Origin of the sequence: Shimia sediminis (genome assembly GCF_003990645.1) — a bacterium.
In the GTDB taxonomy this organism is placed as follows: domain Bacteria; phylum Pseudomonadota; class Alphaproteobacteria; order Rhodobacterales; family Rhodobacteraceae; genus Shimia; species Shimia sediminis.
In genome coordinates, this window is record NZ_RYZK01000002.1 from 1 (window position 1) to 24,316 (window position 24,316).

Consider the following 24,316-nt stretch of genomic DNA (forward strand, 5'->3'; position numbering starts at 1 on the left):
GGCCGTCACACGCCGTTCTTCGCGAACTACCGTCCGCAGTTCTACTTCCGCACCACCGACGTGACCGGCACTGTTGAACTGCCTGCCGGCACCGAGATGGTGATGCCTGGCGACAACCTGAAGTTCAACGTTGAACTGATCGCCCCGATCGCCATGGAGCAAGGCCTGCGCTTTGCGATCCGCGAAGGCGGCCGCACCGTTGGGTCGGGCGTTGTGTCGAAAATCGTCGAATAAGTCGGATCATCTCCGAAACAAATCAAAGGCCGCCCTAAACAGGGCGGCCTTTTTTGGTTGCAGTTTAGTAAATCTCATTGCCACTCGCCACGTTGGCCGAGTAGACACCTTGGAGCTTTGCACTCACGGTGGAGCCACTGGCGCAAGTCATGACGCTGATCTCTGAACACGCGTATTCGGAATTCATGACCCCACAGCCCAAAGCCGGGCAGGACTTTGCGTCAGGATGCTATGAAAGAAACCCCTTCCGCACACGGCGCGCTTCAAAAACCGATTGATCCCTTTGCGATACGCATGGTGAAGCGCACAGCATTGATCTGTTTTGGCCCGTTCTATTTTCTTTTCCTGGCATTTGCCCCCCTGCTCTGCGCCAGGCGGTCAGGCTTTCGCGGATGGTATTGGCGTCTGGTCAAGCGCGCCTGCTCGCGCCTGTTGTGGCTGCTGAGCATTCGCGTGCACCTGGCGCCGTCACAACGCGACGCTTTGGCCACCGACACCGGCAGTATCATTGTGATCAACCATCGCAGCCATTTGGACGGTTTCACGTTGATGGATGTGATTCCGGATCAAAAGTGGTTCACTTTCGCCGCAAAAAAGGAACTCTTTGACGCGCGGCTGCTGCGCACTGGGTTCACTGGCGCCGGGTTGGTCGAGATAGACCGGCGCAGCGGGAAGATCGCCATGGACACGCTCCGGCAAGCCGTTGAAGAGATGCCGGACAGACGATCAGTGGTTCTGTTTCCGGAAGGCACCAGAACCAAAACGGAATCTCTGGGCGCTTTCAAGGCTGGTGCCGTTGTCGTTGCGCGTGAGACTGGACGCAGCATCCGCCCTATCGTCATTTTGGACTCGGATCGCCTGTTGCCGAAGGGCAAATTCGTTCCCGCGAGCGGCACAATCAGGATCGAGGTATTGCCGGCATTCAGGTGTGATCCAAGCGTATCTGTTGATGAGGACGTGTCGCGGCTCCGCGCCAAGATGATGGCCGTATTTGATGCTGGCTGAAAGACCTCCTGCCTGTCGCTCTACCCAGACAACCAATCCGATTCCTTAGATCGTGCGGAGGTGAGGCAAACGAAACCTCGAGGCTGACCACGAAACTGGTTAGGTCAGAGAACGCCCCACGCGCAAATCGGCCTCTTCACGCAGGTTCTCAAGAGCCTGCTGCAGGTTCAGACGCAGCGCTTCTTCGGTCTCTTCGGTCATTTTTCGAGGCACCGCCATGTCCCACTCTTTACACATCAAAACGCCGTTGGACCCGGCCTTGGGCACCCACATGCGATCCCAGGTTGGCAACTCGCCGACTTTGTCCGCAGAAAACGTCACGACAAACACGCGTTTGCCTGAGGACCTGGCCCAAACCAATGGCACAGTGGAGCACACACGGGCCGGGCCACTGGGGCCATCAGCGGCAATGCCAATGGAATACCCCTGGCGAATTTTGCCCAAAATCTCCCGGGACATTGCAACATGCCGCTTATTAGACGACATCGCCACCGTTTCCATTCCGAACTGAGTTTGAAAGAGGCCCGCCATCCGGCCGGCGCGGGCGCCAGACGTCAGTGTAAAGATTTTCCCCAACTCAATCGGAAACAGGTAAGGCGACATCATCAGTCTTTGGTGCCAAAGCGCAACGATGACGGGTTCACCATTGCGCAAACAGGCCTCCATCGGCTCAAAGCCAATACGCTCCCATGTCGATTTGCGATAGGCCCGGCGCACCAGAGACTCAATACGCCTTGCAACAAATCGCTGAACACGCGGACTGTCGGCGATTTTTTTTCGTAGGCTCAAAATGGCGCTCCTTTGCGAGGCGTGGTTTACTAGGTAAAGCGCAAACGGGCAACAGAAGGTAGAGACGCATTTTCCTCTTGAGTCCCGCGTCACGGTGGCATAGGAAACACGCGGCCATAGGGGTATAGCTCAGCTGGTAGAGCGACGGTCTCCAAAACCGTAGGTCGCGGGTTCGAACCCTGCTGCCCCTGCCATTTTCCAGATACAACAGTAGTTGTTTTGCTTTCATAGCGGCAGAACAGGAATGCCGCTCAAATTTGGCAAATCGCATGCAGGCTTTGCATAGTCTAAGTGCATTGGGTTGTGGTCCAACCATCGCGTATCGTTGGAAAACACTTGTTGTTCGCAAACCGAATGTGGCATTCGCATATCATCGGCCTCTCCAGCTCACGGCAAGCAATCTGGGCGGCTGTAAACATGAAGGTGGCAGCAGGGCGGTTTTTTGTGATTGGACGGATCAAAAGATTGTTCACCCGATACTCTGCTCGGCATCTCAAAATCGAGTTGTCGCTCGCAGATCGGCAGTTGTTCACGAACGCAGAAACAGGCCCTGCACCCGGCCACGTTCAACAGGTCGTGCTGCAAAATAATCATCTGATTATCAAGGGTGCCGCGCACACCGAGCAAGTCATTGCAGAAAACGGCAAGGCGAGACGCGTTGTGCACCTTGAGGTGCCCAACGATTATGAAGAACGGCAGTTCGGCGTGCAGTTGCCCTTTGACGGTGGTGAAACACGCATTGCCTTTGGCGATGGGCAGGACATGGAGTTTGCGCTGTTGCCAGAGTTCTCGTCTGTGCGGATCTTATGGGGACAATTGTTGCTACTGCCCGGGTTCTTCAGGGCTCTGGCGAGTGCGATCCCAGTCGCGGTGCGGTGGTATCGGTTTCACGATCCATCAGCGCGGACCGATGTTCGTAATCTCCTGGGTCTCGCGCCCCTTGGTGACGCGCTGAGACTGGACGAAGCGTTTTTCAACGAGGCGGAGGCAGAGAATCGCAAGACCAGCGTGGCACATCTGATGCCACCCATTGTGATCGTCATGCCGGTCTACAATGCTTTCGACGTTTTGCAGGAAGCCCTGGATCGGGTCAGTCGCAACACGCACGGGTCTTGGCGTATGGTTTTGGTCGATGACGGCTCAACCGATCCGCGGGTAGCGCCATATCTTAGTGATTGGTCGACCAATCAAGGGCCTCACGTCACTTTGCTGAAGAACGGGAAAAACCTTGGGTTCATCGGTGCGGTAAACCGGGGTTTCGCCCATGCGCTAGAGTTGTTTCAGGACCAACCAGACGATAGCCGCGCGGCGGTTGTGGTGCTGAATTCGGATGCTCTGGTGCCAGAGGGATGGGCGGAACGCTTGACGGCGCCGCTGTCCGAGGATCCTACGATTGCCAGCGTGACGCCCATGTCCAACGACGCGGAATTGCTGACTGTTCCAACACTATGCGCCCGACATGTGCTCAGCAAAGGTGTAGCTGAGCATATTGATGAAATCGCGGCCGCTCTCCCTGACAGCTCTTTTTTGCGGGATGCGCAACGAGGTACAGCAGACATGCCGACGGGTGTAGGTTTTTGCATGGCCCTCGGATTGCGCTACCTGCGTTGGCTTCCAGAGTTCGATCGGGCGTTTGGCGCAGGATATGGGGAAGAGGTCGATTGGTGTCAGAAGATCATCGAACATGGCGGACGCCATGTCGCTCAGCCACGCCTATTTGTTGAGCACCATGGCGGTGCGTCATTTGGATCCGAACAAAAAACGCAGTTGTTGGCCAATAATGGCGCGCTCATTTCTCGGCGATATCCAAGGTTTGACCAGCAGGTACAGGACTTCATCGCCGATGACCCCCTGTTAAGCATACGGATCGTTCTGGGACTGGCATGGGTCTCGGCAGAAGCTGAAGCAAACGGCGCTACGAATGTGCCGGTTTATGTCGGTCATAGCATGGGTGGCGGCGCGGAAATGGATCTGATGCGTCGGGTGGATCAAGACATAACGAGACAAGGCGCAGCAGTCGTATTGCGTGTTGGCGGCTCACTCCGCTGGCAGATAGAGATCCACAGCGCTGCTGGGATTACCCGAGGGGCCACGGACGACATCAAGTTCATGACGCGATTGATGTCATTTCTGCCCAAGCGTCGGATCATCTATTCCTGTGGCGTCGGGGACAGAGACCCGGCTGAATTGCCGGGCTGCCTGTTGAAGCTCGCCAAGGGCGCCGTGGGCGGTATCGAGGTGCTGTTTCACGACTACCTACCTCTTAGCCCATCATACACGTTACTGGATTCGGATGGATCTTGGCGAGGTGTCCCCGAGCCTGGCACCAAAGACCGCGCCCATATCGCTCGACGCGCAAATGGGACGCCTGTCGACCTCGCTGCGTGGCGTAAGGCTTGGAGCGGGCTTTTGGCTGCCGCCAATCGGATCGAAGTGTTCTCGCAAAGTAGCCGCGATCTTGTAGCCGAAGCTTATCCTGCCCTTGCCAGGGCCATTGCAGTCGCCCCGCACACGCTGTTGGCTCCTGTCCCCCAAGTGCCAAAAACCTCAATGCCAGAGCAAGTGCCTGTTATCGGCGTTTTGGGCAATATTGGCCCCCACAAAGGCGCGCATGTTCTTACCAAACTCGACAAGCGGCTGTCGCGTATACGCGCAGCTAAGATGGTATTGATTGGCAATCTGGATCCCAGTTTTCAGGTGACCAAGCATTCTGTTGTGCATGGCGATTATGGGGTCGAAGAGATACCTGATCTGGTGGTGCGCTACAAAATTTGTTGCTGGTTGATCCCATCGGTTTGGCCAGAGACATTTTCGTTCACAACCCATGAAGCTCTGGCTACGGGGCTACCGGTCATTGGTTTTGACCTAGGTGCTCAGGGCGATCTGCTGACTTCCGCGCCAAATGGACATGTGCTGCCCATTAGCGATGGGATGCCTGACTTGGACAATCTGCTAGACCTCGTGTCAGAGATAAGTCATGAAACTGGGCATGAGTAAGAAATCTGTCTCTATTCGCGCCCTGAAAGATCGGGGTATTGAAGTCCTGAATCGACCGGGATTGACCTCGAGTATCACTCTTCCGACGGCGACACGGCTAGAGGCCCCGAGCTCGTTGAAATGGACGCAGTACGAACACTCGCTCCATCTAGGGGCCTTTTCGTATCAGGTTTCCGGGTACTGTTTTGCCGCCAGAATCGGGCGCTATTGTTCGTTTGGGGAAGAGGTACAGATTGGCCGCCAGAACCACCCCATGGACTGGGTTTCGACCAACCCAAGCTTTTATGCGCAGGATAACCTATTCAACGTTGGAAACAAGTTCGAGGGAGCCAATGAGTACAAGGCCTTTAGGCCGGACGTCAAAAAACCTCCGACCCAGGTCAAAGTCACGCACATTGGTCACGATGTCTGGATAGGCCACGGTGCATATGTTGCAGCCGGAGTAACAATCGGTCAGGGGGCCGTCGTCGGCGCCCATTCCGTTGTCACCAAGGATGTGCCCCCCTATGCCGTGGTTGCCGGCAATCCGGCCGTTATAAAACGGTACAGAATCGACCCTCTTCTGATTTCCCCGATGTTGCGTTGTCAGTGGTGGCAGTTTGCGCCTTGGCAGTTGCAACATTTGGACCCCACAAACTTGCACGCCTTTGTTCCAGGGGTTGTGGAGCTTCAAAAAGGTCCGCGCTTTGAACCAACTATTATCGACCTGAGCGAGGCATCTTGGTGATTGGTTGGCTGAAATCCCTGACCGCTCAAGCCGCCGGTTCCAGAAACCAAGCGACCATGGCACAGGCGTTGGGCGTTCAATCTGACCCTTATCAAGCCCGCATTGGAAGCAAAGGTGTGCATCAGAGGGCGCTGGAGGAGCAACTATCCGCTGCCCAGTGCAAGTTTGGCGGAGCGGAGCCGGCTTTTGACAGGCCATTGATTTTGCTTGCTTTCACCAATCGATCCGGCTCCAACCTTCTTGCCGACTACATGCGGCAATCAGACGTGCTCTTTGGGTTGGGTGAGTTCCTGAACCATGACTTTGTTTTGCGCAAGATGGGCACGCTAGGGCTATCGTGTTTTCCAGACTATATTCGCCATCTGGATGCGTGCTGTACCGGGCACAAAGCATTGGGCCTGAAAGCTTCCTGGGATCAGGTCCAAATGCTCGCACAGTGGAACATCCTCACTATGTTTCCCGAAGTCAGGATGCTGCATATCAATCGCGAGAATTTTCTAGCCCAGGCGGTCTCGCTATTAATAGCAGACAAAACACAACAATGGACATCCCTTCAGACCCCCGGGATGGCAACAGAAGATGTTGAGGTAGACATCAAGAGCCTCGGACGGATTATTCAAGCGCAACGGCAGGAAAACGATCTAATTGCGCTGATAGCAAAGATGCTGGGCATCCCGCGTCACAGCGTTGTATACGAAGCGTTGTGCCAAGATCCGAACACGTGCCTGCGCCAAGTCCTAGAGTTCTGTAATAGACCAGACCCAGAGTTCACGGTACGTGAACCTGCCTTAAAAGTTCAATCGGGTGCTCTTAATAAAAGGATTGCAGAGCAATACCTTGAAATGCTGCGCCGAACAGGTGCCGAGGTGCCAGACCCTAGTTGTTAAGCAGATCGCGATGATATCGCCGCAACAACAAAAGCCCAATCACCAGACAGGTAAGGCTGAGGCCGAGTACGAAGGTGACAGACACGTATGGGGCATCATAGCTGGCATAAAAGCCACGGCGCATCAGGCCGACAATATGCACCAGGGGATTGTAGAGCAGAAAGCCCTGATAGGGTTCTGGTATGCTCTCGGGCAGAAAGAAGATCCCGGAGATGATGAACAAAGGGCGCATCAGGATCGACCAAGCGCGCTGCCACACATTGTACTTTGTAAAGAGAAAGGCGTTCAGAACACCGATCCCCAGCGCCAGCGCGGCCGACAACGCAAAAGCCTGCACTATAATCAAAAGATCCGGGATCACGCGGGTCTCGAGCGTCAGCATAATCCCGACAAGAACCACATAGGCGACCATCAACTGTGTCAGCACATTCAGGATGAACCGTGCAAGGATCGCATCGACATAAGTAACGCTGGGGTAGGCCAGCAGTGGTTTGGAGAACATCAAAGAGGTTGCAATCTTGCCTGCGATATCGGCGTAGAACAAGAACGGCACCATACCAGTTGCATAAAACATCGCAAAGCTGATCCCAAGCTGCGGTGCAATGAAACCGATTGAAAACACAGCCGACAAAAGCGCAATTCCTGCGACAGGTTCCATGACCGCCCAGAGATAGCCTCCGGGTGATCGGCCATACGTTGTTGCCATTTCACGAAGGATCAAAGCGGTAATCGCGCGTAAAGTGGCCAGGGGCCTTCTGGGATAGGACCCCTTGCGACGTGTAGGCAATGATGGTGTTGTCGAATCCATACTCATACTTTGATGTGGTAGCACAGACATCATAGCCTGGGCACCCATCCATCCATGGTCGTGTCCTGGGCTTACCTCTGGTCAATAAACCGGAACTATTATAGCTCTATCAACACGTTCAACGAAATCGGAGTGGATGCATTCATGCCCGACCCGGCTGCAAAACCCGGCCTCCAACCTGTGGCAACGCCTGCAAAGGCCCCAACTCCGGGCGTTGATGTCGCTCCAACCGCAGGGCCAACCAAATTGCGCAGGCGCCATGGAATTCTGGCGCTAAGCTTTGTTCTTGCCGTCCTTTTGCCAGCGGCGCTGACGGCTGCTTACCTTTGGGTGCGCGCTGCAGATCAATATGCCTCAACGGTTGGGTTTTCTGTACGGCACGAAGAGAGCGTGTCGGCATTGGACATTCTGGGGGGAAATCTGGCTGGCTTGAGTGGATCCAGTTCAACGGATACGGATATCCTCTACGAGTTCATCCAAAGCCAAAAACTTGTGGCGGATATGGATGCCGCACTCGATTTGAAAGCTCTTTGGTCGAAACCCGAGGATGACTGGTTCTTTGCTTTTGAACCGTCGGGGAGCATTGAGGACTTGATCGCTTACTGGGACCGTATGGTCAAAATCTACTACGACCGTACCGCCGGTTTGATCGAGGTCCGGGTTCTGGCCTTTTCCGCGGAGGATGCCACGCGGATCGCAACAACCTTGTTCAACGAAAGCTCGGAAATGATCAATGATCTGAGCGCCATCGCGCGCGAGGATGCGATCCGATACTCTCGCGAAGAATTGGACGAGGCAAAGGTTCGCCTGACCAGTGCCCGAGCGGCTGTACTGGCCTTTCGCAATCAGCATCAACTGGTTGATCCCTCAATCGAAGTGGAAAGCCAATCGCAATTGATCGGCTCCTTGCAGGCGCAACTGGCAAACACACTGATTCAACTGGATCTATTGCGTGAAGGCGTTGGAGAGAATGACCCGCGGCTTGAAAAAGGTCTGCGCCGCGTCAAGGTTATCGAAGACCGCATAGCAGCAGAACGACACAAGCTGGGCGTTGGAAGCGACGGGACGGTAAGCCAAGTGTTTGCCGACTTGATCGGTGAGTACGAGCGCCTTGTTGTGGAAAGAGAATTTGCAGAAAAAACCTATATCTCGGCCCTCGCCACATATGATGCATCGCTTGCCGAGGCACGCCGCAAAAGCCGCTATCTTGCCGCCTACATGCGCCCGACCGAAGCCGAGACATCAAGGTTCCCGGAACGGGGCTTGTTGCTGGCTTTGATCTCGCTTTTCCTGTTCTTGATCTGGTCGATTGCCGCATTGGTCGGCTATTCGCTCAAGGACCGCCGATAGTCGGACACTCGCCCATGATCCGTTTTGAGAATCTGACAAAGGAATTTGTTATCAACGGCCGCAGCAAAGTGGTTGCCGAACGGATCAACGCGGTTTTTCCTTCAGGCGTGTCGGTGGGCCTGCTTGGCCGCAATGGCGCGGGAAAGTCGACACTGCTGAGCATGGTCGCCGGAACTATGAACCCCACCAAAGGCCGCATACACTCGACGGGTACAATTTCCTGGACAGTTGGATTTGCCGGCTCATTTCATGGCGACCTGACAGGGGCGCAAAATGCCCGCTTTATTGCACGGATTTATGGCGTTGATACTGACGAGCTTGTGGCCTTCGTCGAAGATTTCGCCGGGTTGGGTGTACACTTTCACCTGCCTTTCCGAACCTACTCCGCAGGTATGAAATCGCGCCTCGCATTTGGAGTCTCGATGGGGGTTCCCTTTGATACCTATCTCGTCGACGAAGTCACATCGGTCGGCGATGCCGCCTTTCGCAAAAAGAGTGCCCAAGTTTTCAAGGCCAGAATGAAAAACGCCGGCGCTGTAGTTGTCACACATTCTCCAGATCAAATGCGGGATATGTGCACAGCCGGTGCGGTACTGGAAAACGGGCACCTGACATATTTTGACGACATTGAAGAGGCGATTGCCTTGCATAACCGAAACATGAGGCAAGTTAATCGGTGAAAATCGCGCGCGTTTGACGGTTTGTGCCTAAAGTAATGGAATCCCCAACTGACACGTAGATGTCTACGACAAGGAGCTGAGCGTGCTGGAAATCAAAGAAACCGCATTGCAGGGCGTTTTGCGAATTACGCCAAAACGATTTGGGGACGACCGTGGTTTCTTTTGCGAAACCTGGAATCAAAGCCGGATGGCCGAACACGGCCTTACCCATGAATTTGTGCAAGACAATCAGTCGCTTTCGGAACGTCAGGGCACAATTCGTGGCCTACACTTTCAATGCCCGCCCCATGCGCAAACCAAACTGGTCCGTTGCGGGCGCGGCGCTTTGCTGGATGTAGCCGTGGATATCCGCAAAGGGTCACCAACCTACGGTCATTGGATTGCCGAAGAACTCAGCGCCGAAAACGGGCACCAACTGTTGATTCCTGAGGGATTTCTGCATGGGTTCGTGACCCTGCGGCCCAACACGGAAGTACTGTACAAATGCACGGATTATTATAGCCCTGATTGTGATCGTGCGGTGCGTTTTGATGACAAAGATATTGCTATTGACTGGGGCGTGGACCTTTCGAGTGTCTTCTTGAGCGACAAGGATAAGGCCGCCCCCGCACTAAAGGAAATTGACTCTCCGTTCACATGGGGACCCCGGCAATGAAGATATTGGTAACCGGAGGGGCGGGTTTCATTGGATCAGCCGTTGTACGGCAGGCCATTGCAGCAGGGCATGACGTGGTCAATCTCGATGCGCTTACTTATGCAGCTTGTCTGGATAGCTTGGCCTCGGTGGCAAACAATCCATCCTATACATTTGTTCACGAAGATATCCGCAATCCTGCAGCCTTGGAACATGTGTTTCGGGCCCACAAACCAGATGCGGTGATGCACCTGGCCGCAGAAAGCCACGTCGACCGCTCCATCGACGGCCCCGGGGTCTTTGTCGAGACAAACGTGACTGGCACCTTCAATCTGCTGCAAGCAGCCCGCGCATATTGGGAAAACTCAGGCCGCGCTGACAGCTTTCGATTTCACCACATCTCGACGGATGAGGTTTATGGATCCCTTGGCGCCACAGGTTTTTTCACCGAAACGACGCCCTACGCGCCTAACTCTCCCTATTCAGCCTCGAAAGCGGCCAGTGACCATCTGGTACGGGCATGGTGGGAAACCTATGGGCTTCCAATTGTAATCACGAATTGTTCGAACAACTACGGCCCCTATCAGTTCCCGGAAAAACTGATCCCTGTGGTGATCTTGAACACGTTGTCAGGCAAAGAAATACCAATTTATGGCACTGGTAAGAACATTCGCGATTGGCTTTATGTTGAGGACCACGCCGACGCCCTTTTGCATGTTCTAAAGTCTGGTGAAACCGGTCGGACCTACAATATCGGTGGTGAAAACGAAGTGGGCAACCTTGATCTGGCACATATGATCTGCGCCATTCTGGACGAGCTTCGGCCTGCGACCAACCCGTACCGCGATCTGATCCGATTGGTCGCCGACCGACCGGGACACGATTTGCGCTACGCAATCGATCCAACCCGAATTCGTCAGGAGCTGGGTTGGCAACCATCCATTTCACTGGAGAACGGCCTGCGTAAGACAGTTGAGTGGTATCTGGACAACGAAACCTGGTGGCGGCCACTGCAATCACGTTCTGGGGTCGGTCAGAGGCTGGGGACAACATGAAGGTTCTGGTTTTCGGAAAGACCGGGCAAGTAGCCACCGAGTTGCAAAAATTTCCTGGGGTGACGGCGCTTGGGAGAGATCAAGCGGACCTAAGAGATCCGAAAGCCTGTGCATTGTTGATCTCTGAAACTGACGCCGATGCCGTGATCAATGCAGCGGCCTATACTGCTGTGGATCGGGCTGAAGAAGAACCAGCGCTCGCCATGCTCGTCAACGGAACGGCACCCACCCAGATGGCGCAAGCTGCGGCGCAAAGGGGCATTCCGTTCCTACATATTTCGACGGACTATGTGTTTGACGGATCTGGAAATGAGGCTCTTGCAACAGATGCTGCCACCACTCCGATAAACATGTATGGCCGTTCGAAACTAGAGGGCGAAAACGGGGTGCGCGCAGCGTGTGGTGCGCATGTGATCCTGCGCACGTCCTGGGTCTTTTCCGCACACGGCACGAACTTTGTCAAAACCATGCTGCGGCTCTCAGAGACCCACCGAACGCTTAATCTGGTCGCTGACCAGATTGGTGGTCCTACCTCGGCAGCCGACATTGCTGCGACCCTGGTTATTATGGCGAGACATATGATCTCAACCCAACACATGGGCGGGACATATCATTATTGCGGAGCGCCAGCGGTTAGTTGGGCCGATTTTGCGCGAGAGATTTTCAAACAGGCCCAACGCGACGTCCGGGTTCACGACATTAAAACCACAGAGTATCCCACGGCCGCACAACGCCCGTTAAATTCGAGATTGGATTGCAGCACGCTGAGTGACGACTTTGGAATTGTTCAGCCAGATTGGAAAGCCAGTTTGGCACTTATACTTCGCAATCTCTAAAGAACACGATCTACGGCCCTAAAATTGCATTCACATTCGGGCGCTGCCCTCTCGGGTTGCGCCCTTTGAAATAGCTCGTTATGCGTTCGAACTGATGTAGCTTTCTTAGTTTTTGGAGCCTCCAGCAATGACCTCAAAGGCATTTATCACGGGAATTACCGGGCAGGACGGTGCCTATCTTGCCAAGCTCTTGTTGGAAAAAGGCTATCATGTGCACGGTGGTGTTCGCAGAATATCCCATCAGGAAACGCTGCGCTTGGAAAAACTGGGCATCTTGCAGGACGTTCGCCTAAGCGAATTTGATCTGAGCGAGATGAACAACATCACACGACTGATCCGCGACAACCCCGTTGATGAGTTCTACAATCTGGCCGCACAAAGCTTTGTTGGGTCCTCGTGGGATCAACCGATTTATGCTGGCGACGTCAATGGGCTTGGGGTCGTTCGTATTCTGGACAGCCTGCGCACCTACCATCCCGAGACACGGTTTTACCAAGCTTCAACGTCAGAGATGTTTGGTCTCGTTCAGGAAGTTCCACAGCGTGAAACCACAAGGTTTTATCCGCGTTCTCCGTATGGCGTATCCAAGGTTTATGGGCACTACATCACAACGAACTACCGCGAGAGCTTTGGAATGCATGCCTCGAGCGGTATTCTGTTCAATCATGAAAGCCCATTGCGTGGCCAAGAGTTTGTGACCCGCAAAATCACAATGGCACTGGCAAAAATCGCACGAGGTTCAGCACAGCCTTTGATCCTCGGCAACCTTGAAGCCCAGCGCGACTGGGGATTTGCCGGAGATTACGTCGAGGGCATGTGGCGCATGCTTCAACAAGAAGAAGCTAACAACTATGTGTTGGCGACTGGGGTAACGACGCCCATTCGCGATTTCGTGCGTTTCGCTGCAGAGTGCCTGGGCATGGAGTTGGAGTTCGACGGAGAAGGTGTCAACGAGATCGCCATAAACAAGAAGACCGGCCAGAAGGTCGTCGAAGTCAGTGAACAGTTTTTCCGCCCTGCCGAGGTTGACCTGTTGATTGGGGACGCCTCGAAAGCACAGGCCGAGCTGGGTTGGAAGGCTACTGTTGAGATCCGGGAACTGGCTGAAATGATGGCAAAATCCGACTATGACGATTTGAGGTAACCCAATGGCGCCACTCTCGGCAAAGCAACAACTTGAGCGTGCCAGACGCGTTTTTGGCCGCATCCTCAGCGGCAGCACCGACGATCTCAAGAAGCTTTCCACACCATATCGCGGCAACGTCGATGGCTATGGCGGTGGCGTGTTGCAAGGTTGGGTCGTTCGGCGCAAGGAACAGCATGACCCACTTCGCGTCGGCTTGTTTGTCGATGGCGGGATGATCGCAACCCGAGTGGCCAATCAAAACCGGCCAGATGTGCAAGCGGCGGGATATGGCGACGGCAAAAGCGGTTTCGCTTTTCCCATTGATGACACGACCCTCGAAACCATCATTGCCAATGGCGGTGAGGCAAGTGTGCACGTTCTGGACGACAGCAACTTTGAAATTGGCAAACACTTCTTTGACGCACGGCCGATTGGCTCTTTCAATGCGAAGTCGCCTCAGATCAAAACACTGAACAGTCTTTTGTATGGCGACCTGGAGCTTTTGTTGAAACTCGACAACGAGCTGTCAGCAGATGCAGCTTTGGCGCCCTTGCCCAAACTCACAAAACACCAAGCCATGTTCGACCACATAAGCTTTGGCAAAGACGATATGCCACTGCAAGACAAAGCGACAAAGCTGCCAGCTTACATTGAGTTCATGAAACGTCGAATGAAGTTGGATCGGCGCTTTGACACCGATGGCAGCCCTGGCGATTTTGATCATTGCTTGAACTGGTACTTGATCGACTACGCTCGCCTTCGTCATGGTCTTCGAATCCCCCTCTCTAAAGACGTGATCGAATACCTCAACGCACCGGTTACTATGGGTGGACTGCCTTACACGTTGAGCCGTGTCATGTGGTGGCGGCTTATGCACAACCGCCCTCTATTGAACTCAATTGATCTGGCCAACGCGAACTGGTTCAACGATGCGCTTTACTGGTGGGCTTTCCACGAAGCTCGTGAACGCTATTTCGAAGACTGCCTGGTGCCGCGCCGTTTTCGGGACATGCTACGCGCGGTTCACCCCAACCGTAGAGACGATCTGTACCCGATGAGTACCTTTCTGGAATTGTTTTACAGAAAAAATCCAGGGTACAAGTTCCTCAATCCAGCCAACACCAGCGATCGAGAAACGCTGACTTTGGCGCTCATGGTTATGGCTGTCACACGACCAGACCTGTTGCGATATATCCCCGGTCGATCGTTGCTCTCTGCATTTGAAAGCCACGATGGATTGGAGCCGCCGTTTGCACAGTTTGTGGCTGCTTTGGCCGGAGAAAACGCCCCCGAACATCCGATGACCTACGCACGATATCAGTCGTTGCTCAGGAATGTAGGATACGACCTCACCAGTCAAAGCTTCTTATCCGTCACACCATCGGGGGATAGGTTCGAGGCAGCGGCATTGCCAGCAGTTTCAGAGGACACTGACACCGTCGATGTCCAGATGATTGGCCCGTTTGAAAAGGCATCCGGCCTGGGACAGGCAACGCGCCTTTCGCAGACTGCGTTGGAACAGTCCGGCCTAAGCATAAACGCCGTTGATTTTGGCTTGGACAACCCTGCACCCGAAGGCTTTTCAAAGGTTGGCGCCCTTTCTGACCACAAGCGCGCCAAAATCAACTTGATACACCTCAACGCGGAATCCATTCCGTTGGCATTTGCCTATGAGCCGGATGTATTCAGCGATGCCTATAATATCGGCTATTTCTTTTGGGAACTGAACTCGCCTGCATCCTGTCACTATCTGGGTATGGAAATGCTGGATGAGATTTGGGTGTCAACTGAGTACGGGGTTTCAATTTACAAACCCGAAACGGGCAAGCCGGTCACAAATGTCGGCATGTGCTTTGAAGAGGTGCCGAACCTGACGCGCCAAGAGGCGCGGGACTTTGTGACAAAGCGTTTTCGCCTGACCGGAGACGAGTTTGTTTTCCTGGTCGCCTTTGACTCCTTTTCATTCGTTCAAAGAAAAAACCCCATTGGTGTTCTGCGCGCTTTCCAAAAAGCATTTGAAGGCATGAGCGACGTTCGGCTGATCGTCAAAACCCAAAACCGGGACAATGTTCTGGATCCGGTTCAGGGTCGCATCTGGAAACAGGTAGAAACCATTGTTGAAGGGGATCACCGCATTCAGGTGCTGAACGAAACCCTGACATATGAAAACCTCTTGCGTCTCAAGAAAGGCGCAGACTGTTACATCTCCTTGCACAAGTCCGAAGGCTGGGGCTTTGGCATGATTGAAGCGATGAATCTTAAGGTTCCAGTGGTCTGCACTGGGTATTCTGGGAACCTTGAGTTTTGCAATGATGAAACAGCTTGGATGGTCGATTTCGAAGAAACTCCGCTGTTGGAAGATGACTACATCTTTGTGCGCCGGGGACAGGTTTGGGCCGAGCCGGATCAGAACGATGCAGCCGCAAAGATGCGCGCTGTTTATGAACAACCGGAGGCGCGTGTTGAAAAGGCCGAAGCCGCTTGGGACTACGTACAACAGCACTTTGCGCCCAAGGCTATTTCGGCACGCTACGAAGAGCGTTTGCGCGAGATTCTGACCGAACTGTCCGAGCAGGAGCAAAATTCGGAACGACAGAAATGAATGACCTGGAAGCAGCCCGTATCGCATCTCAGGATCAGACCGAACGCATTTATGCTGCGCTTTGGGCATACTTCTGTGACTTCGACGCGGTTAAGGTACTCGAAAGCTTTCAAGCTGAAGATAGATCCGCACATCCGGACATGGTCACAAACTTTCTTGGCACCTTAACCCCTCCTCAAGTTCATCCATCAATTCTCGCGCCACTGGCGGGCACAATCGAAGGTTTGCCTCTGCCTGGAAACTGGCATGCAGACATCGCAGAATGGGCTTCGGCGCTGCGAAGCGTTGAACTGGCTGGCGATACCTATCGCATTGTAGAGTTGGACTGTGGCTGGGGATGCTGGTTGACCAACATGGGGGTTGCTGCCCGTAGCCGCGGATTGTCCGTCGAATTAATTGGGATCGACGTCAATGCATCCCACCTCGAAAATGCGCGGGTTACGTTGGAAATGAACGGGTTTGCGGGTGACAATGTACATCTGCATTTAGGCATCGCAGCTCCGCAAACCGGCTTGGCCGCATTCCCTGTCAGTATTGAAGGGGAAAGTGATTGGGGTGGTCAGGCTGTATTCTGTCCCGATGAACAACAGATCGAAGAGTTTCGCGCTGAACCAGACAATTGGCAGATTCTCAACTGCTTTACACTCCCTCAGTTATCCGGCGACAAGCCAATTGATTTGCTGCACATCGATATCCAAGGTGCGGAATGCGAGTTTGTTGAGGGGAATTTTCCTGCCTTGTCGTCCCACGTGAAACGTGTCCTGATTGGCACGCACAGCCGCAGCAATGAAGGATGGCTTTTCGATTGGTTCGAGACAGCCGGATGGCGGTTGGAAATGGACCGTGCTGTGTCACATGCAGTGGTTTCGGGCGCCGCCGAACTGCGCATTAATGGGGTTCAGATGTGGGCCAATCCATCATTCATTAATGACTAGTTCATGTTTTCTTCAATACCTTTCTCTCGGCCATCTTACCCTGGCCATGACCACTCCTTCGAAATCGGACGTATCTTTTGCAAACCGCATGCTTTCTTCTTCCATAGCCTTCAAATGCATACCGAAATGCCGTGGAACGGCTTGGCACCATGGAATTGGGTGATCTACAATCGTGGCCGTATCAAGATGTTCCCGCAACTTCATCAGATGTGCCTGATGGGCAATAACACGAGACATTGACTTTGAATTGGGAGCCTAAATGGATTTCGTAATTGGCGTCAGTTGGCCACGCAGCGGACACCACTTGCTGGTGCGATTGCTGACACATTACTTTGGGCCCGATTTCAAATACTGCCAGTTCTATGGTGCGCCGCCGCCTCAATTGGACGGGATCGATGCCTGTTGCCAAACAGTTCCCTGCAAGTATGCCGGCCGAATACATTTCACAAAAAGCCATGACTTTGACTTGGATGTTCCGCTGATTTCAAATCAAAAGTACCTAGTCCAATATCGGAAATTTTCAGCATCTGTCGTATCCAACTACGAGCTAAACGTGCGAAACGGCAATGAGGATAGCGCGTTGGCTTTCCGTCGATTTGCAAGCTATGAATTCGATCGTTACCAGGATTTCTTGCGGAAATGGATTGAGCCCCCTTCAAACAAAAATCTCCTGAAACTAGACTACGACCAGCTCTTGGACGACCCCGAAGGGAGCCTCGCAGATGCCGTGCGCTTTTTTTTACCAGGCGAGACTGTCTCAACAAATCGCATTCGCACCGCCCTTGCAGAAGTTGATGGCGAAAGAATTGAACACCGCAATGTAACCCGTCTACAGGCCGTTGGCGTGCACACTCGTAGAGACGTTTCGACATTTCGACACTACTCTTCCGACTTGTTCGAGCTTTTGGACAGGTTGAAGCTGACACGAAATGAAGTGAATGAAGTTTACAACATTTGCATGGGAAGCGATGTTCCAGAAGCTCGGATGTTGGAATTTCAAACTTGCGAAAGCACAGACTTTATTCACCGGATTTTGTCACCAATAAGGCAGCCCAATAGCCAGTTTTCATAGGGTTACAAATCTTGGTGGGATGAGATGGACAACGGTGGAAAGTAAAGGAATATTAACCGTATGATTACACCCGTTCTCCTTTGCGGCGGCGCCGGCACTCGGCTTTGGCCGCTGTCCCGACAAAGCTATCCCAAGCAGTTTGCACAAATCACCGGGCCCGAAAGCTTGTTTCAACAAGCTGCGCGTCGCTTCACAGGTGCCGGGTTTGCCAATCCACTGGCGGTCACCGGGGACAGGTTCCGTTTTATCGTGACAGAACAGCTCGCGGCCTGCCAGCTGGATCCAACCGGCGTGTTGATCGAACCGGACGGACGCAATACAGCGCCTGCGGCAATTGCCGCGGCCCTGTACTTACACGATCAAGACCCGGAAGCGATGATGCTCTTGGTGCCAAGCGATCACGCTGTGCCAGACGCTGCCCTGTTCAGAAAGGCCGTTCTGCAAGGAGCCGTAGCCGCTCAGGAAGGTCAGATTGTTACCTTTGGTATTACCCCTACCCGGCCGGAAACTGGTTTTGGCTGGCTGGAAAGCGGTCCGCAGACCCATCCCGGTGTAAAATCGTTGGAACGGTTCATTGAAAAGCCCGACTCAACCAAAGCCCAAGCCTTGTTGCAAGACGACAAAAATCTTTGGAACGCGGGAGTTTTTCTGGCCAAAGCCAGTGTGCTGATAGAGGCCTTCGCTGATCACGCACCCGAAATCCATGGTACTGTCAAAGCCGCTGTACATGCATCCAAGATCGATCTTGGTTTCTGTCGTATTGATCCTGATCTCTGGTCACAGGTTCCGGAAGATTCGATTGACTATGCGATCATGGAAAAGGCCAAGAACGTAAGCGTTGCGCGCTTTGACGGCGCGTGGTCGGATCTCGGCAGTTGGGAAGCTGTTTGGCAGGAGTCGCCTCACGACGCTTTTGGAAATGCTGTCACAAAACATGCCACGGCAATTGATTGCAAAAACACGCTTCTGCGTTCAGAAAATGAAGCCATCGAATTGGTGGGCATTGGGTTGGAAAACATCGTAGCTGTTGCAATGCCTGACGCCGTAATGGTGGCTGACGTTTCCAAGGCGCAGAGCGTCAAGAAAGCTGTGCAGACACTCAATGCGCGCGGCGCGAAACAGGCAGTTCAATTACCTGTGGATCACCGTCCATGGGGGTGGTTTGAAACCTTGATCCTCGCTGACAGGTTTCAAGTTAAGCGCATCCATGTTCATCCCGGCGCGGCTTTGAGTCTGCAAAGCCATGTACACCGTTCTGAACATTGGATTGTTGTTGCCGGCACCGCAAAAGTAACGGTGAACGACGAAATCACACTCTTGTCTGAAAACCAATCAATCTACATACCCCTTGGCGCGGTACACCGAATGGAAAACCCAGGCAAAGTACCGATGGTACTGATTGAAGTTCAAACGGGTAGCTACCTTGGTGAAGATGACATCGTCCGGTATGAGGATGTCTACTCCCGAAGCTGATTGTTCTCAAAATTTAAGGCGCTCCACTGGACCCTTCTTAGGTGCACTTGTGGAGCGCAAATGCCTTATGAACTCAGAACCAGCGACCTATGGCAGCATACTGTGCGGAACACCCTGTTGCAGAAGTGGCCGACATCATGTTCACAATGACCGATGTAGCCGATGCTGTTTGCGCGGTGGCCCAGCACAGAGCAGAGTCTTGTGTTGCACCCGGCATAATATGCGGCGCAGTAATAAACGCTTCCGGGAATGACCACGTCTGTCCTGCCACCCAACGAAACAGCCCACCGATTGGCGTCGTCGCGTCTCCGACAAACGCCGGGCTTGTGCATATCAGCGTTCCGTCAGCAAGCTTCAGATATTCACCATCAGCGTTGCTCCCCCTTTCAAGTACGGCGCCAGTCGGCATAGCGCCTGACTGCGAAACGGGCCCCAGCAGATTGCCCGGACAGTAGCCATAATCGACCCTCATTAGACGGCCCGGTGTGACATCATTTGCGCTCTGCATGACTGCATCGCCCTGAACCTGGCCGGAAATCGTCACATCCTGAGCAAAAGTCACTGCGCCACTGCCAGCCGCGATGGACAGGCCGGTAGACCATGCCCCACCATCGTCAGAGACTTTGATAGATAGATCATCATTTCCAGCCAATCCGATTTCCGCCCTCCCGGAGTACCCGGTCTGGAACATCATGCTTGCCGTGTCACCCATCAAGGATTTGTTAATCTTCAGTTGATGCCCATAGCCAGCATTGTTGAGCAACGTCGCATCCGATGAAACAGTTAATCGGTTTGTGGCATCCGCCGTAGCGCTGATACCTAGGCGATTGGCTGAAAATGGGCGTTGAACCCCTGTTTGCCAACCTGAAACCTCGTCAAATACGACCTCCTCAGATTCAGAAATCACCTCAGCACGCCAACCCGGCAATGGAGTTAAAAAAATCCAACTCGCACCGTCATAAACAGCGATGTCATTGGTTTTGCCAGCCCAGGCTCCCGTTGCAGCCTGTGGAACGATATAGCGGTCGCCAATCGAGGCGAGCGTGGGCGGTGCAGTCTGGCTGCGTTCTATCACGGCCAGTTGCACAATGGCGTCCAGCACTTTCAGTGCTTCATTGTGGGTGACATGCTTTTGCGCTTGTGATGGCTGGATAAAGGGAAGCGACAGTATCGCGCTTGCGTCGGACATGGCTCTCTCCAAAATTACTGAAGAAAGGGTCTACTGTCATCGGCTTAACGGCCACCTAGGCAACAGAACGCTCAACCAAGCGATTGCGCAACGGCTTCGCATCTGTGCAGAGATCAAACGAGAACAAACATATCCACTGAGAATTCTGAGACCTGCGTGCCCTCAAAGGTGATTGTTATGTTACCTTCACTCAGGGTTACGTCATCTCCGACCTGTCTTAGTGCTGCCAAAGCAGCCTCGCTGTCAGCAAAGCTAAATTGCTGCAACTCAATCATGTCCCATGCCTCGAGGCCGATCACGGCGTGCGACCCAGGTTGGCCAGCGTTGAACACAAAGGTGTCAGCCTGCCAGCCGCCAAAAAGAATGTTTTCGCCGGTACCACCCGACAGCCGGTCTCCCTCGCCCAGCTCCCTTAAGTATGTCACTAGGCTTTCGAAAGAGTTGGAGATGAATTCGGGACTCTCCGCAAAACCTATAACAACCTGCTCTCGGGTAAGAGTTCCGCTCTCAAGTTGGTCAACCCAAGCCGCTAATCCACCCATGTCAGGATCGCGATCCAAAACGTTGTTATAGAGCAGCGTTACAAACTGCGTGTTCATTGTTGCTCCGTAAGTGAGCTGAAACTCTGCACTGCCCACAAATCCTGCAACTGCCTCTTCAAGTGTCATCCCGTTGGCGAGAGCAGCAGTCCAGTTTGTCAATCCTCCAAGATCTGGCGCACGATCGAACGCAGCTTGATAGAGGCGGAACACGTTGTCTGTCCAGCCTGCCTGAAAACTTGCCCAACTGTAGGTTAAACTGGGAATAGAAGTAGCAGCTTGAAACTCTGCACTCTCAGAGAATCCCAGTACCACCTGCTCACGAGTCAAAACCCCATTTTCCAGCGCATTTACCCAGTTTGTGAGTCCCTGCGCTTCGGGATCACGATCAAGTACATTGTTATAAAGCAGTGTTACAAACTCGGTGTTGGTGGTCGATCCGTACTTGGACTGAAACTCCACGCTGTTGACAAAACCCGAGACAATTCCTTCTAGCGTTTGCCCGCCGAGTAACTCCTGGGTCCAGCCAGAATGACCTGCCACGTCTGGATCACGGTCCAACGTCGCATGATAAAGGCGAAAGACCTGGCCCGAAACGCTATCAAAATCGCCGTTGCTGGGGTCTCCGCGAAGAAAGTCGTTCGCGCCTCCTCCCAACAACGTATCAGAGCCCATACCCCCAGCAATCACATTAAGTGGGCCAGTGTCCTGCTCCAAATCGTTGGTAATGTGCCAAAGGTCAAAAAGGTCCGCGTGCGAAAAATCGGAAATGTCCAAGGGGCTGTTGTCGTGTGAGACAATGTCTATGGTTTCGTTCTGAAATGTGATGCGCACGCCGTTGGCCGTGCTTTCAAACTGCAAAGCACTGAGAGAATAGACGTTACCAAGTCCCGAAAGGTCCAAGCGATCAACGCCGATCTCAAAGTCCATGATTCTGTCGCTCTGACCATCTCTGGAAAATACAAAGACATCTGCGCCATCACCTCCGTAAAGCACATCGGCGCCTCGGCCATCCATCAGAGTATCTTCGCCTTCACCGCCAATCAGGGTGTCGTTCCCGTCACCACCAGAAAGAACGTCATCTTGTGACCCGCCCGTCAAAATGTCGTTTAAAGATGTGCCAACCTGCTGCTCTCCCAAATGCTCAGTTGAGACTTGCAACGTCACGATTGAAGGATCGTTTTCTCCCGCGACGTAGATCCGGATCTCGCCCTCCACGGCCATTGCCGTGACCGAACTGATGTTATCCAGCGGCATGGTTTCGGAGCCGCTAATTGTTTCCTCGTGAATTAACCGCCCGCCAGGTAATAGCCGCAACAATGTCAGGCCATCATCGCCGCCCCCGACAATCACAAAGATCTGCCCATCAACATCAACAACTTCAAAGTCGGTGATGCTCTCAAACCTTGTGTCTCGATTGTCGTTAACCTGGTCAGCCACCTCAAGATTGCCTTCGGCATCCAGCCGCGCCACGACCAGCGAGTTAGACCCGCTAGCGGCTAACAAGACAAAGTCTTCTCCGTCCACTTGGGCCGTATGAAGTGCAGTGGGCGACTCAATCCACATCTCAAGTCCAGAAGTGAGTTGACCCGTCATTCAGGCATCACCGGATTCATCGACGCGAATGGCTGTCAGCGTGTTGTTCTCGCCAGACGCCACCAACAAAAAGCTCTCTCCGCTTCGAGAAATCTGGGCCATTGCCCGAACCTCTCCGACCCCACCATCAGAACCGATATTAACCTGCGCAGCGATCTGCATTTGCCCGCCGGGGTCTTCTTCCCAACAGACGATCCAATCGTCGTTGCGTGAGGCACTGAAAACGAACTCCTGGCTCCCCACACGCACTATCTCGGTGGCCAAAAATGGGCTTTCGCTGCTGACATATGTCCGCGCGCCTTGCAAAGTTCCCTCAGCAGTGATGTCGCTTTGAAGAATACCGACGCCAGCCACTCCGTAGACCATCAATGTTGGTTGAGATTCATCTGTATCTAGAACCAATCGCGCCAAGGTTCCGGGGGCGGCAGTCCCGGAAAAATGCCATTGATCCACAAGCGCCATGCTGTTCTCGGCGTCGTAGACGAACACAGACCCACCATCCGCAGACACCATGTAAACTCGCAACCCGGCATCACTCTGATAGACCACGAGGTCCCCTATGCCTCCGGTCGTTGCTTCTACTCCACCTGTAAAGGTTCCGCTAAACGTTAAATTGACCACCCGCTTTACTCACCCAAATGCCCCCACGGCACAGAGAGAAAAGTCGGATATCGGCACGTCGAATTTGGCGGCAAAATGCGGCAACCCTGCGACTATCAATCAAAATTGAATTTGAGTTTGATACGATTTGACCTCGATCGCGCCGAAGAGATAGAACAATGAACCGATCCGATGCGTGAAAAGACCGTGCAGAATGCTTCCCCAGTCAGAAATTCCAGTTGCAATTCTTCTCTGCACCTACAACGGGGCAGAGCACCTGGACGAACAACTGGCTTCCTTTGAGGCGCAAACCCACAAGTGTTGGCAGTTGTGGGCTAGCGACGATGGCTCGCAGGACGCAACAGTTGAAATTCTGCAACGTTGGAAGATGCGCTGGAAAGGACATCACGAGGTCAGGCTGATCAAGGGTTCCGGAAAAGGCGCGGCATCAAACTTCCTGTCGCTGTTGACGCATGCCGACCTTCCACAATGCCACGTCGTCCTTTCAGACCAGGATGATGTGTGGCACACAGAAAAGCTTGCCCGTGCCCTTGAATACATGGCGACAGCTCCGGCTGATCAGCCAACGCTTTACGGTGCCCAGAGTACGCACACAGACGCGAACTTGAGCTCAATGGGCCCTTCTATACCCCTTAGGCGCCCACCGAGCTTTGCAAATGCACTCACCCAGAACGTCGTAAGTGGGCACAGTGCTGCACTAAATGTTACCGGATTGGCATTGGTGCGGCGCGCGGGGGTTCCAGCCAACGTTCCCTTTCACGACTGGTGGCTCTATCAATTGGTTTCCGGTGCTGGGGGGACGGTTCTAGTCGATGACCACACAGTGCTATGCTATCGGCAACACGAACAGAACCTTCTCGGTGCCCATAGGGGATTTGCAGCTTTATACCAGCGTCTAAGATTGGTGTTTGACGGAACCTATGGACGGTGGATAGATTCCAACCTCGCCGCATTGGTTGAGGTGTCCGGTGAACTTGACCCTAGCTATCGAGAAACCGTGCAAAAACTCGCGAGAACGCGTCGCGGTGTTTTTCGGTTTTTGACCATGCTGCGTGCAGGTTTGCATCGGCAACGCGTTTCCAATACCTGTTTATTCTATCTGGCAGCAATGCTCGGGCGCATTTAGGACACCACTGATAGTATGAAACCATACTCTCCCAC

The 24,316-nt window shown here is 53.5% G+C and carries 21 protein-coding genes and 1 tRNA gene; 17 read left to right on the top strand and 5 right to left on the bottom strand.

Going from position 1 to position 24,316, the window contains the following annotated elements; translation table 11 throughout:
• On the top strand, window positions 1-234 hold a 234-nt coding region (locus EK369_RS04585), incomplete at its 5' end, for an EF-Tu C-terminal domain-related protein (RefSeq protein WP_497707112.1).
• 432 nt (window positions 235-666) lie between these two features.
• On the top strand, window positions 667-1,239 hold the full coding sequence (locus EK369_RS04590; RefSeq protein ID WP_164726868.1) for a lysophospholipid acyltransferase family protein: 573 nt from the start codon (window positions 667-669) through the stop codon (window positions 1,237-1,239).
• A 99-nt stretch (window positions 1,240-1,338) separates the two neighbouring features.
• On the opposite strand, the gene EK369_RS04595 is transcribed toward EK369_RS04590, so the two are convergent.
• On the bottom strand, window positions 1,339-2,028 hold the full coding sequence (locus EK369_RS04595; protein WP_127112534.1) for a lysophospholipid acyltransferase family protein: 690 nt from the start codon (window positions 2,026-2,028) through the stop codon (window positions 1,339-1,341).
• A 118-nt stretch (window positions 2,029-2,146) separates the two neighbouring features.
• On the opposite strand from EK369_RS04595, the gene EK369_RS04600 reads away from it, so the two are divergent.
• The 4 genes from EK369_RS04600 to EK369_RS04615 all read left to right on the top strand — a co-directional run bounded on the left by EK369_RS04600 (window position 2,147) and on the right by EK369_RS04615 (window position 6,639).
• Window positions 2,147-2,222 (top strand) — tRNA-Trp (locus EK369_RS04600).
• A 142-nt stretch (window positions 2,223-2,364) separates the two neighbouring features.
• A complete protein-coding gene (locus EK369_RS04605; protein ID WP_206198030.1) occupies window positions 2,365-5,025 on the top strand; it encodes a glycosyltransferase in 2,661 nt (886 codons plus the stop codon).
• Window positions 5,006-5,752, top strand: coding sequence for a CatB-related O-acetyltransferase (locus tag EK369_RS04610; RefSeq protein ID WP_306461204.1), 747 nt, complete (start codon window positions 5,006-5,008; stop codon window positions 5,750-5,752). Before EK369_RS04605 ends, EK369_RS04610 begins: the two co-directional genes overlap by 20 nt.
• Window positions 5,749-6,639: a Stf0 family sulfotransferase gene (locus tag EK369_RS04615; protein WP_206198031.1), complete on the top strand. Its 891-nt coding sequence runs from the start codon at window positions 5,749-5,751 to the stop codon at window positions 6,637-6,639. The genes EK369_RS04610 and EK369_RS04615 overlap by 4 nt, the downstream gene beginning before the upstream one ends.
• On the opposite strand, the gene EK369_RS04620 is transcribed toward EK369_RS04615, so the two are convergent.
• Window positions 6,629-7,495: an ABC transporter permease gene (locus EK369_RS04620; protein WP_306461205.1), complete on the bottom strand. Its 867-nt coding sequence runs from the start codon at window positions 7,493-7,495 to the stop codon at window positions 6,629-6,631. The two genes, EK369_RS04615 and EK369_RS04620, sit on opposite strands and share 11 nt — an antisense overlap.
• Before the next feature lie 96 nt (window positions 7,496-7,591).
• Here EK369_RS04620 and EK369_RS04625 point away from each other — a divergent pair, with 96 nt between their 5' ends.
• From EK369_RS04625 to EK369_RS04670, 10 genes are all read left to right on the top strand, one after another.
• Window positions 7,592-8,797, top strand: coding sequence for a KpsE/RkpR family capsule polysaccharide export protein (locus tag EK369_RS04625; RefSeq protein ID WP_235871344.1), 1,206 nt, complete (start codon window positions 7,592-7,594; stop codon window positions 8,795-8,797).
• 14 nt (window positions 8,798-8,811) lie between these two features.
• Window positions 8,812-9,477: an ABC transporter ATP-binding protein gene (locus tag EK369_RS04630; RefSeq protein WP_127112538.1), complete on the top strand. Its 666-nt coding sequence runs from the start codon at window positions 8,812-8,814 to the stop codon at window positions 9,475-9,477.
• Window positions 9,478-9,562: 85 nt separating this feature from the next.
• Window positions 9,563-10,132 (top strand): dTDP-4-dehydrorhamnose 3,5-epimerase, encoded by a 570-nt coding sequence (rfbC, locus tag EK369_RS04635; RefSeq protein WP_127113246.1) that lies wholly within the window; start codon window positions 9,563-9,565, stop codon window positions 10,130-10,132.
• Window positions 10,129-11,166: a dTDP-glucose 4,6-dehydratase gene (rfbB, locus tag EK369_RS04640; protein ID WP_127112539.1), complete on the top strand. Its 1,038-nt coding sequence runs from the start codon at window positions 10,129-10,131 to the stop codon at window positions 11,164-11,166. Before rfbC ends, rfbB begins: the two co-directional genes overlap by 4 nt.
• Complete coding sequence (gene rfbD, locus EK369_RS04645; protein ID WP_127112540.1) at window positions 11,163-12,002, top strand: dTDP-4-dehydrorhamnose reductase; 840 nt, start codon at window positions 11,163-11,165, stop codon at window positions 12,000-12,002. The genes rfbB and rfbD overlap by 4 nt, the downstream gene beginning before the upstream one ends.
• Window positions 12,003-12,129: 127 nt before the next feature.
• Window positions 12,130-13,146 carry a GDP-mannose 4,6-dehydratase gene (gene gmd / locus EK369_RS04650; RefSeq protein WP_127112541.1) on the top strand — a complete coding sequence of 339 codons (1,017 nt, stop codon included), beginning with the start codon at window positions 12,130-12,132 and terminating at the stop codon, window positions 13,144-13,146.
• Window positions 13,147-13,150: 4 nt separating this feature from the next.
• Entirely contained in the window at window positions 13,151-15,730 is a 2,580-nt protein-coding gene (locus EK369_RS04655; protein ID WP_127112542.1) for a glycosyltransferase, read from the top strand.
• The gene (locus EK369_RS04660) at window positions 15,727-16,665 is read left to right on the top strand and encodes a class I SAM-dependent methyltransferase (protein ID WP_127112543.1); all 939 of its coding nucleotides are present in this window, start codon (window positions 15,727-15,729) and stop codon (window positions 16,663-16,665) included. Before EK369_RS04655 ends, EK369_RS04660 begins: the two co-directional genes overlap by 4 nt.
• Window positions 16,666-16,924: 259 nt before the next feature.
• On the top strand, window positions 16,925-17,737 hold the full coding sequence (locus tag EK369_RS04665; protein WP_127112544.1) for a hypothetical protein: 813 nt from the start codon (window positions 16,925-16,927) through the stop codon (window positions 17,735-17,737).
• Between the two features lie 60 nt (window positions 17,738-17,797).
• Window positions 17,798-19,210 carry a mannose-1-phosphate guanylyltransferase/mannose-6-phosphate isomerase gene (locus EK369_RS04670; protein ID WP_127112545.1) on the top strand — a complete coding sequence of 471 codons (1,413 nt, stop codon included), beginning with the start codon at window positions 17,798-17,800 and terminating at the stop codon, window positions 19,208-19,210.
• Window positions 19,211-19,283: 73 nt separating this feature from the next.
• Here EK369_RS04670 and EK369_RS04675 read toward each other — a convergent pair whose 3' ends face one another.
• The 3 genes from EK369_RS04675 to EK369_RS04685 all read right to left on the bottom strand — a co-directional run bounded on the left by EK369_RS04675 (window position 19,284) and on the right by EK369_RS04685 (window position 23,023).
• Window positions 19,284-20,399 carry a DUF2793 domain-containing protein gene (locus EK369_RS04675; RefSeq protein ID WP_127112546.1) on the bottom strand — a complete coding sequence of 372 codons (1,116 nt, stop codon included), beginning with the start codon at window positions 20,397-20,399 and terminating at the stop codon, window positions 19,284-19,286.
• Between the two features lie 113 nt (window positions 20,400-20,512).
• Entirely contained in the window at window positions 20,513-22,534 is a 2,022-nt protein-coding gene (locus EK369_RS22275; RefSeq protein WP_127112547.1) for a DUF4214 domain-containing protein, read from the bottom strand.
• Entirely contained in the window at window positions 22,535-23,023 is a 489-nt protein-coding gene (locus EK369_RS04685; protein WP_127112548.1) for a hypothetical protein, read from the bottom strand.
• 325 nt (window positions 23,024-23,348) lie between these two features.
• Between EK369_RS04685 and EK369_RS04690 the strand changes: the two genes are divergently transcribed.
• Complete coding sequence (locus tag EK369_RS04690; RefSeq protein ID WP_127112549.1) at window positions 23,349-24,281, top strand: glycosyltransferase; 933 nt, start codon at window positions 23,349-23,351, stop codon at window positions 24,279-24,281.
• The last annotated feature ends 35 nt before the right edge of the window (window positions 24,282-24,316 follow it).

Excerpts from the sequence above, each read along its gene's own strand:
- rfbB (WP_127112539.1), top strand. The coding sequence starts at position 10,129 with ATGAAGATATTGGTAACCGGAGGGGCGGGTTTCATTGGATCAGCCGTT.
- EK369_RS04690 (WP_127112549.1), top strand. The coding sequence starts at position 23,349 with ATGCTTCCCCAGTCAGAAATTCCAGTTGCAATTCTTCTCTGCACCTAC.
- rfbD (WP_127112540.1), top strand. The coding sequence starts at position 11,163 with ATGAAGGTTCTGGTTTTCGGAAAGACCGGGCAAGTAGCCACCGAGTTG.
- EK369_RS04625 (WP_235871344.1), top strand. The coding sequence starts at position 7,592 with ATGCCCGACCCGGCTGCAAAACCCGGCCTCCAACCTGTGGCAACGCCT.
- EK369_RS04610 (WP_306461204.1), top strand. The coding sequence starts at position 5,006 with ATGAAACTGGGCATGAGTAAGAAATCTGTCTCTATTCGCGCCCTGAAA.
- EK369_RS04620 (WP_306461205.1), bottom strand. The coding sequence starts at position 7,495 with ATGGGTGCCCAGGCTATGATGTCTGTGCTACCACATCAAAGTATGAGT.
- gmd (WP_127112541.1), top strand. The coding sequence starts at position 12,130 with ATGACCTCAAAGGCATTTATCACGGGAATTACCGGGCAGGACGGTGCC.
- EK369_RS04655 (WP_127112542.1), top strand. The coding sequence starts at position 13,151 with ATGGCGCCACTCTCGGCAAAGCAACAACTTGAGCGTGCCAGACGCGTT.
- EK369_RS22275 (WP_127112547.1), bottom strand. The coding sequence starts at position 22,534 with ATGACGGGTCAACTCACTTCTGGACTTGAGATGTGGATTGAGTCGCCC.
- EK369_RS04630 (WP_127112538.1), top strand. The coding sequence starts at position 8,812 with ATGATCCGTTTTGAGAATCTGACAAAGGAATTTGTTATCAACGGCCGC.
- EK369_RS04665 (WP_127112544.1), top strand. The coding sequence starts at position 16,925 with ATGGATTTCGTAATTGGCGTCAGTTGGCCACGCAGCGGACACCACTTG.
- EK369_RS04670 (WP_127112545.1), top strand. The coding sequence starts at position 17,798 with ATGATTACACCCGTTCTCCTTTGCGGCGGCGCCGGCACTCGGCTTTGG.
- EK369_RS04675 (WP_127112546.1), bottom strand. The coding sequence starts at position 20,399 with ATGTCCGACGCAAGCGCGATACTGTCGCTTCCCTTTATCCAGCCATCA.
- EK369_RS04660 (WP_127112543.1), top strand. The coding sequence starts at position 15,727 with ATGAATGACCTGGAAGCAGCCCGTATCGCATCTCAGGATCAGACCGAA.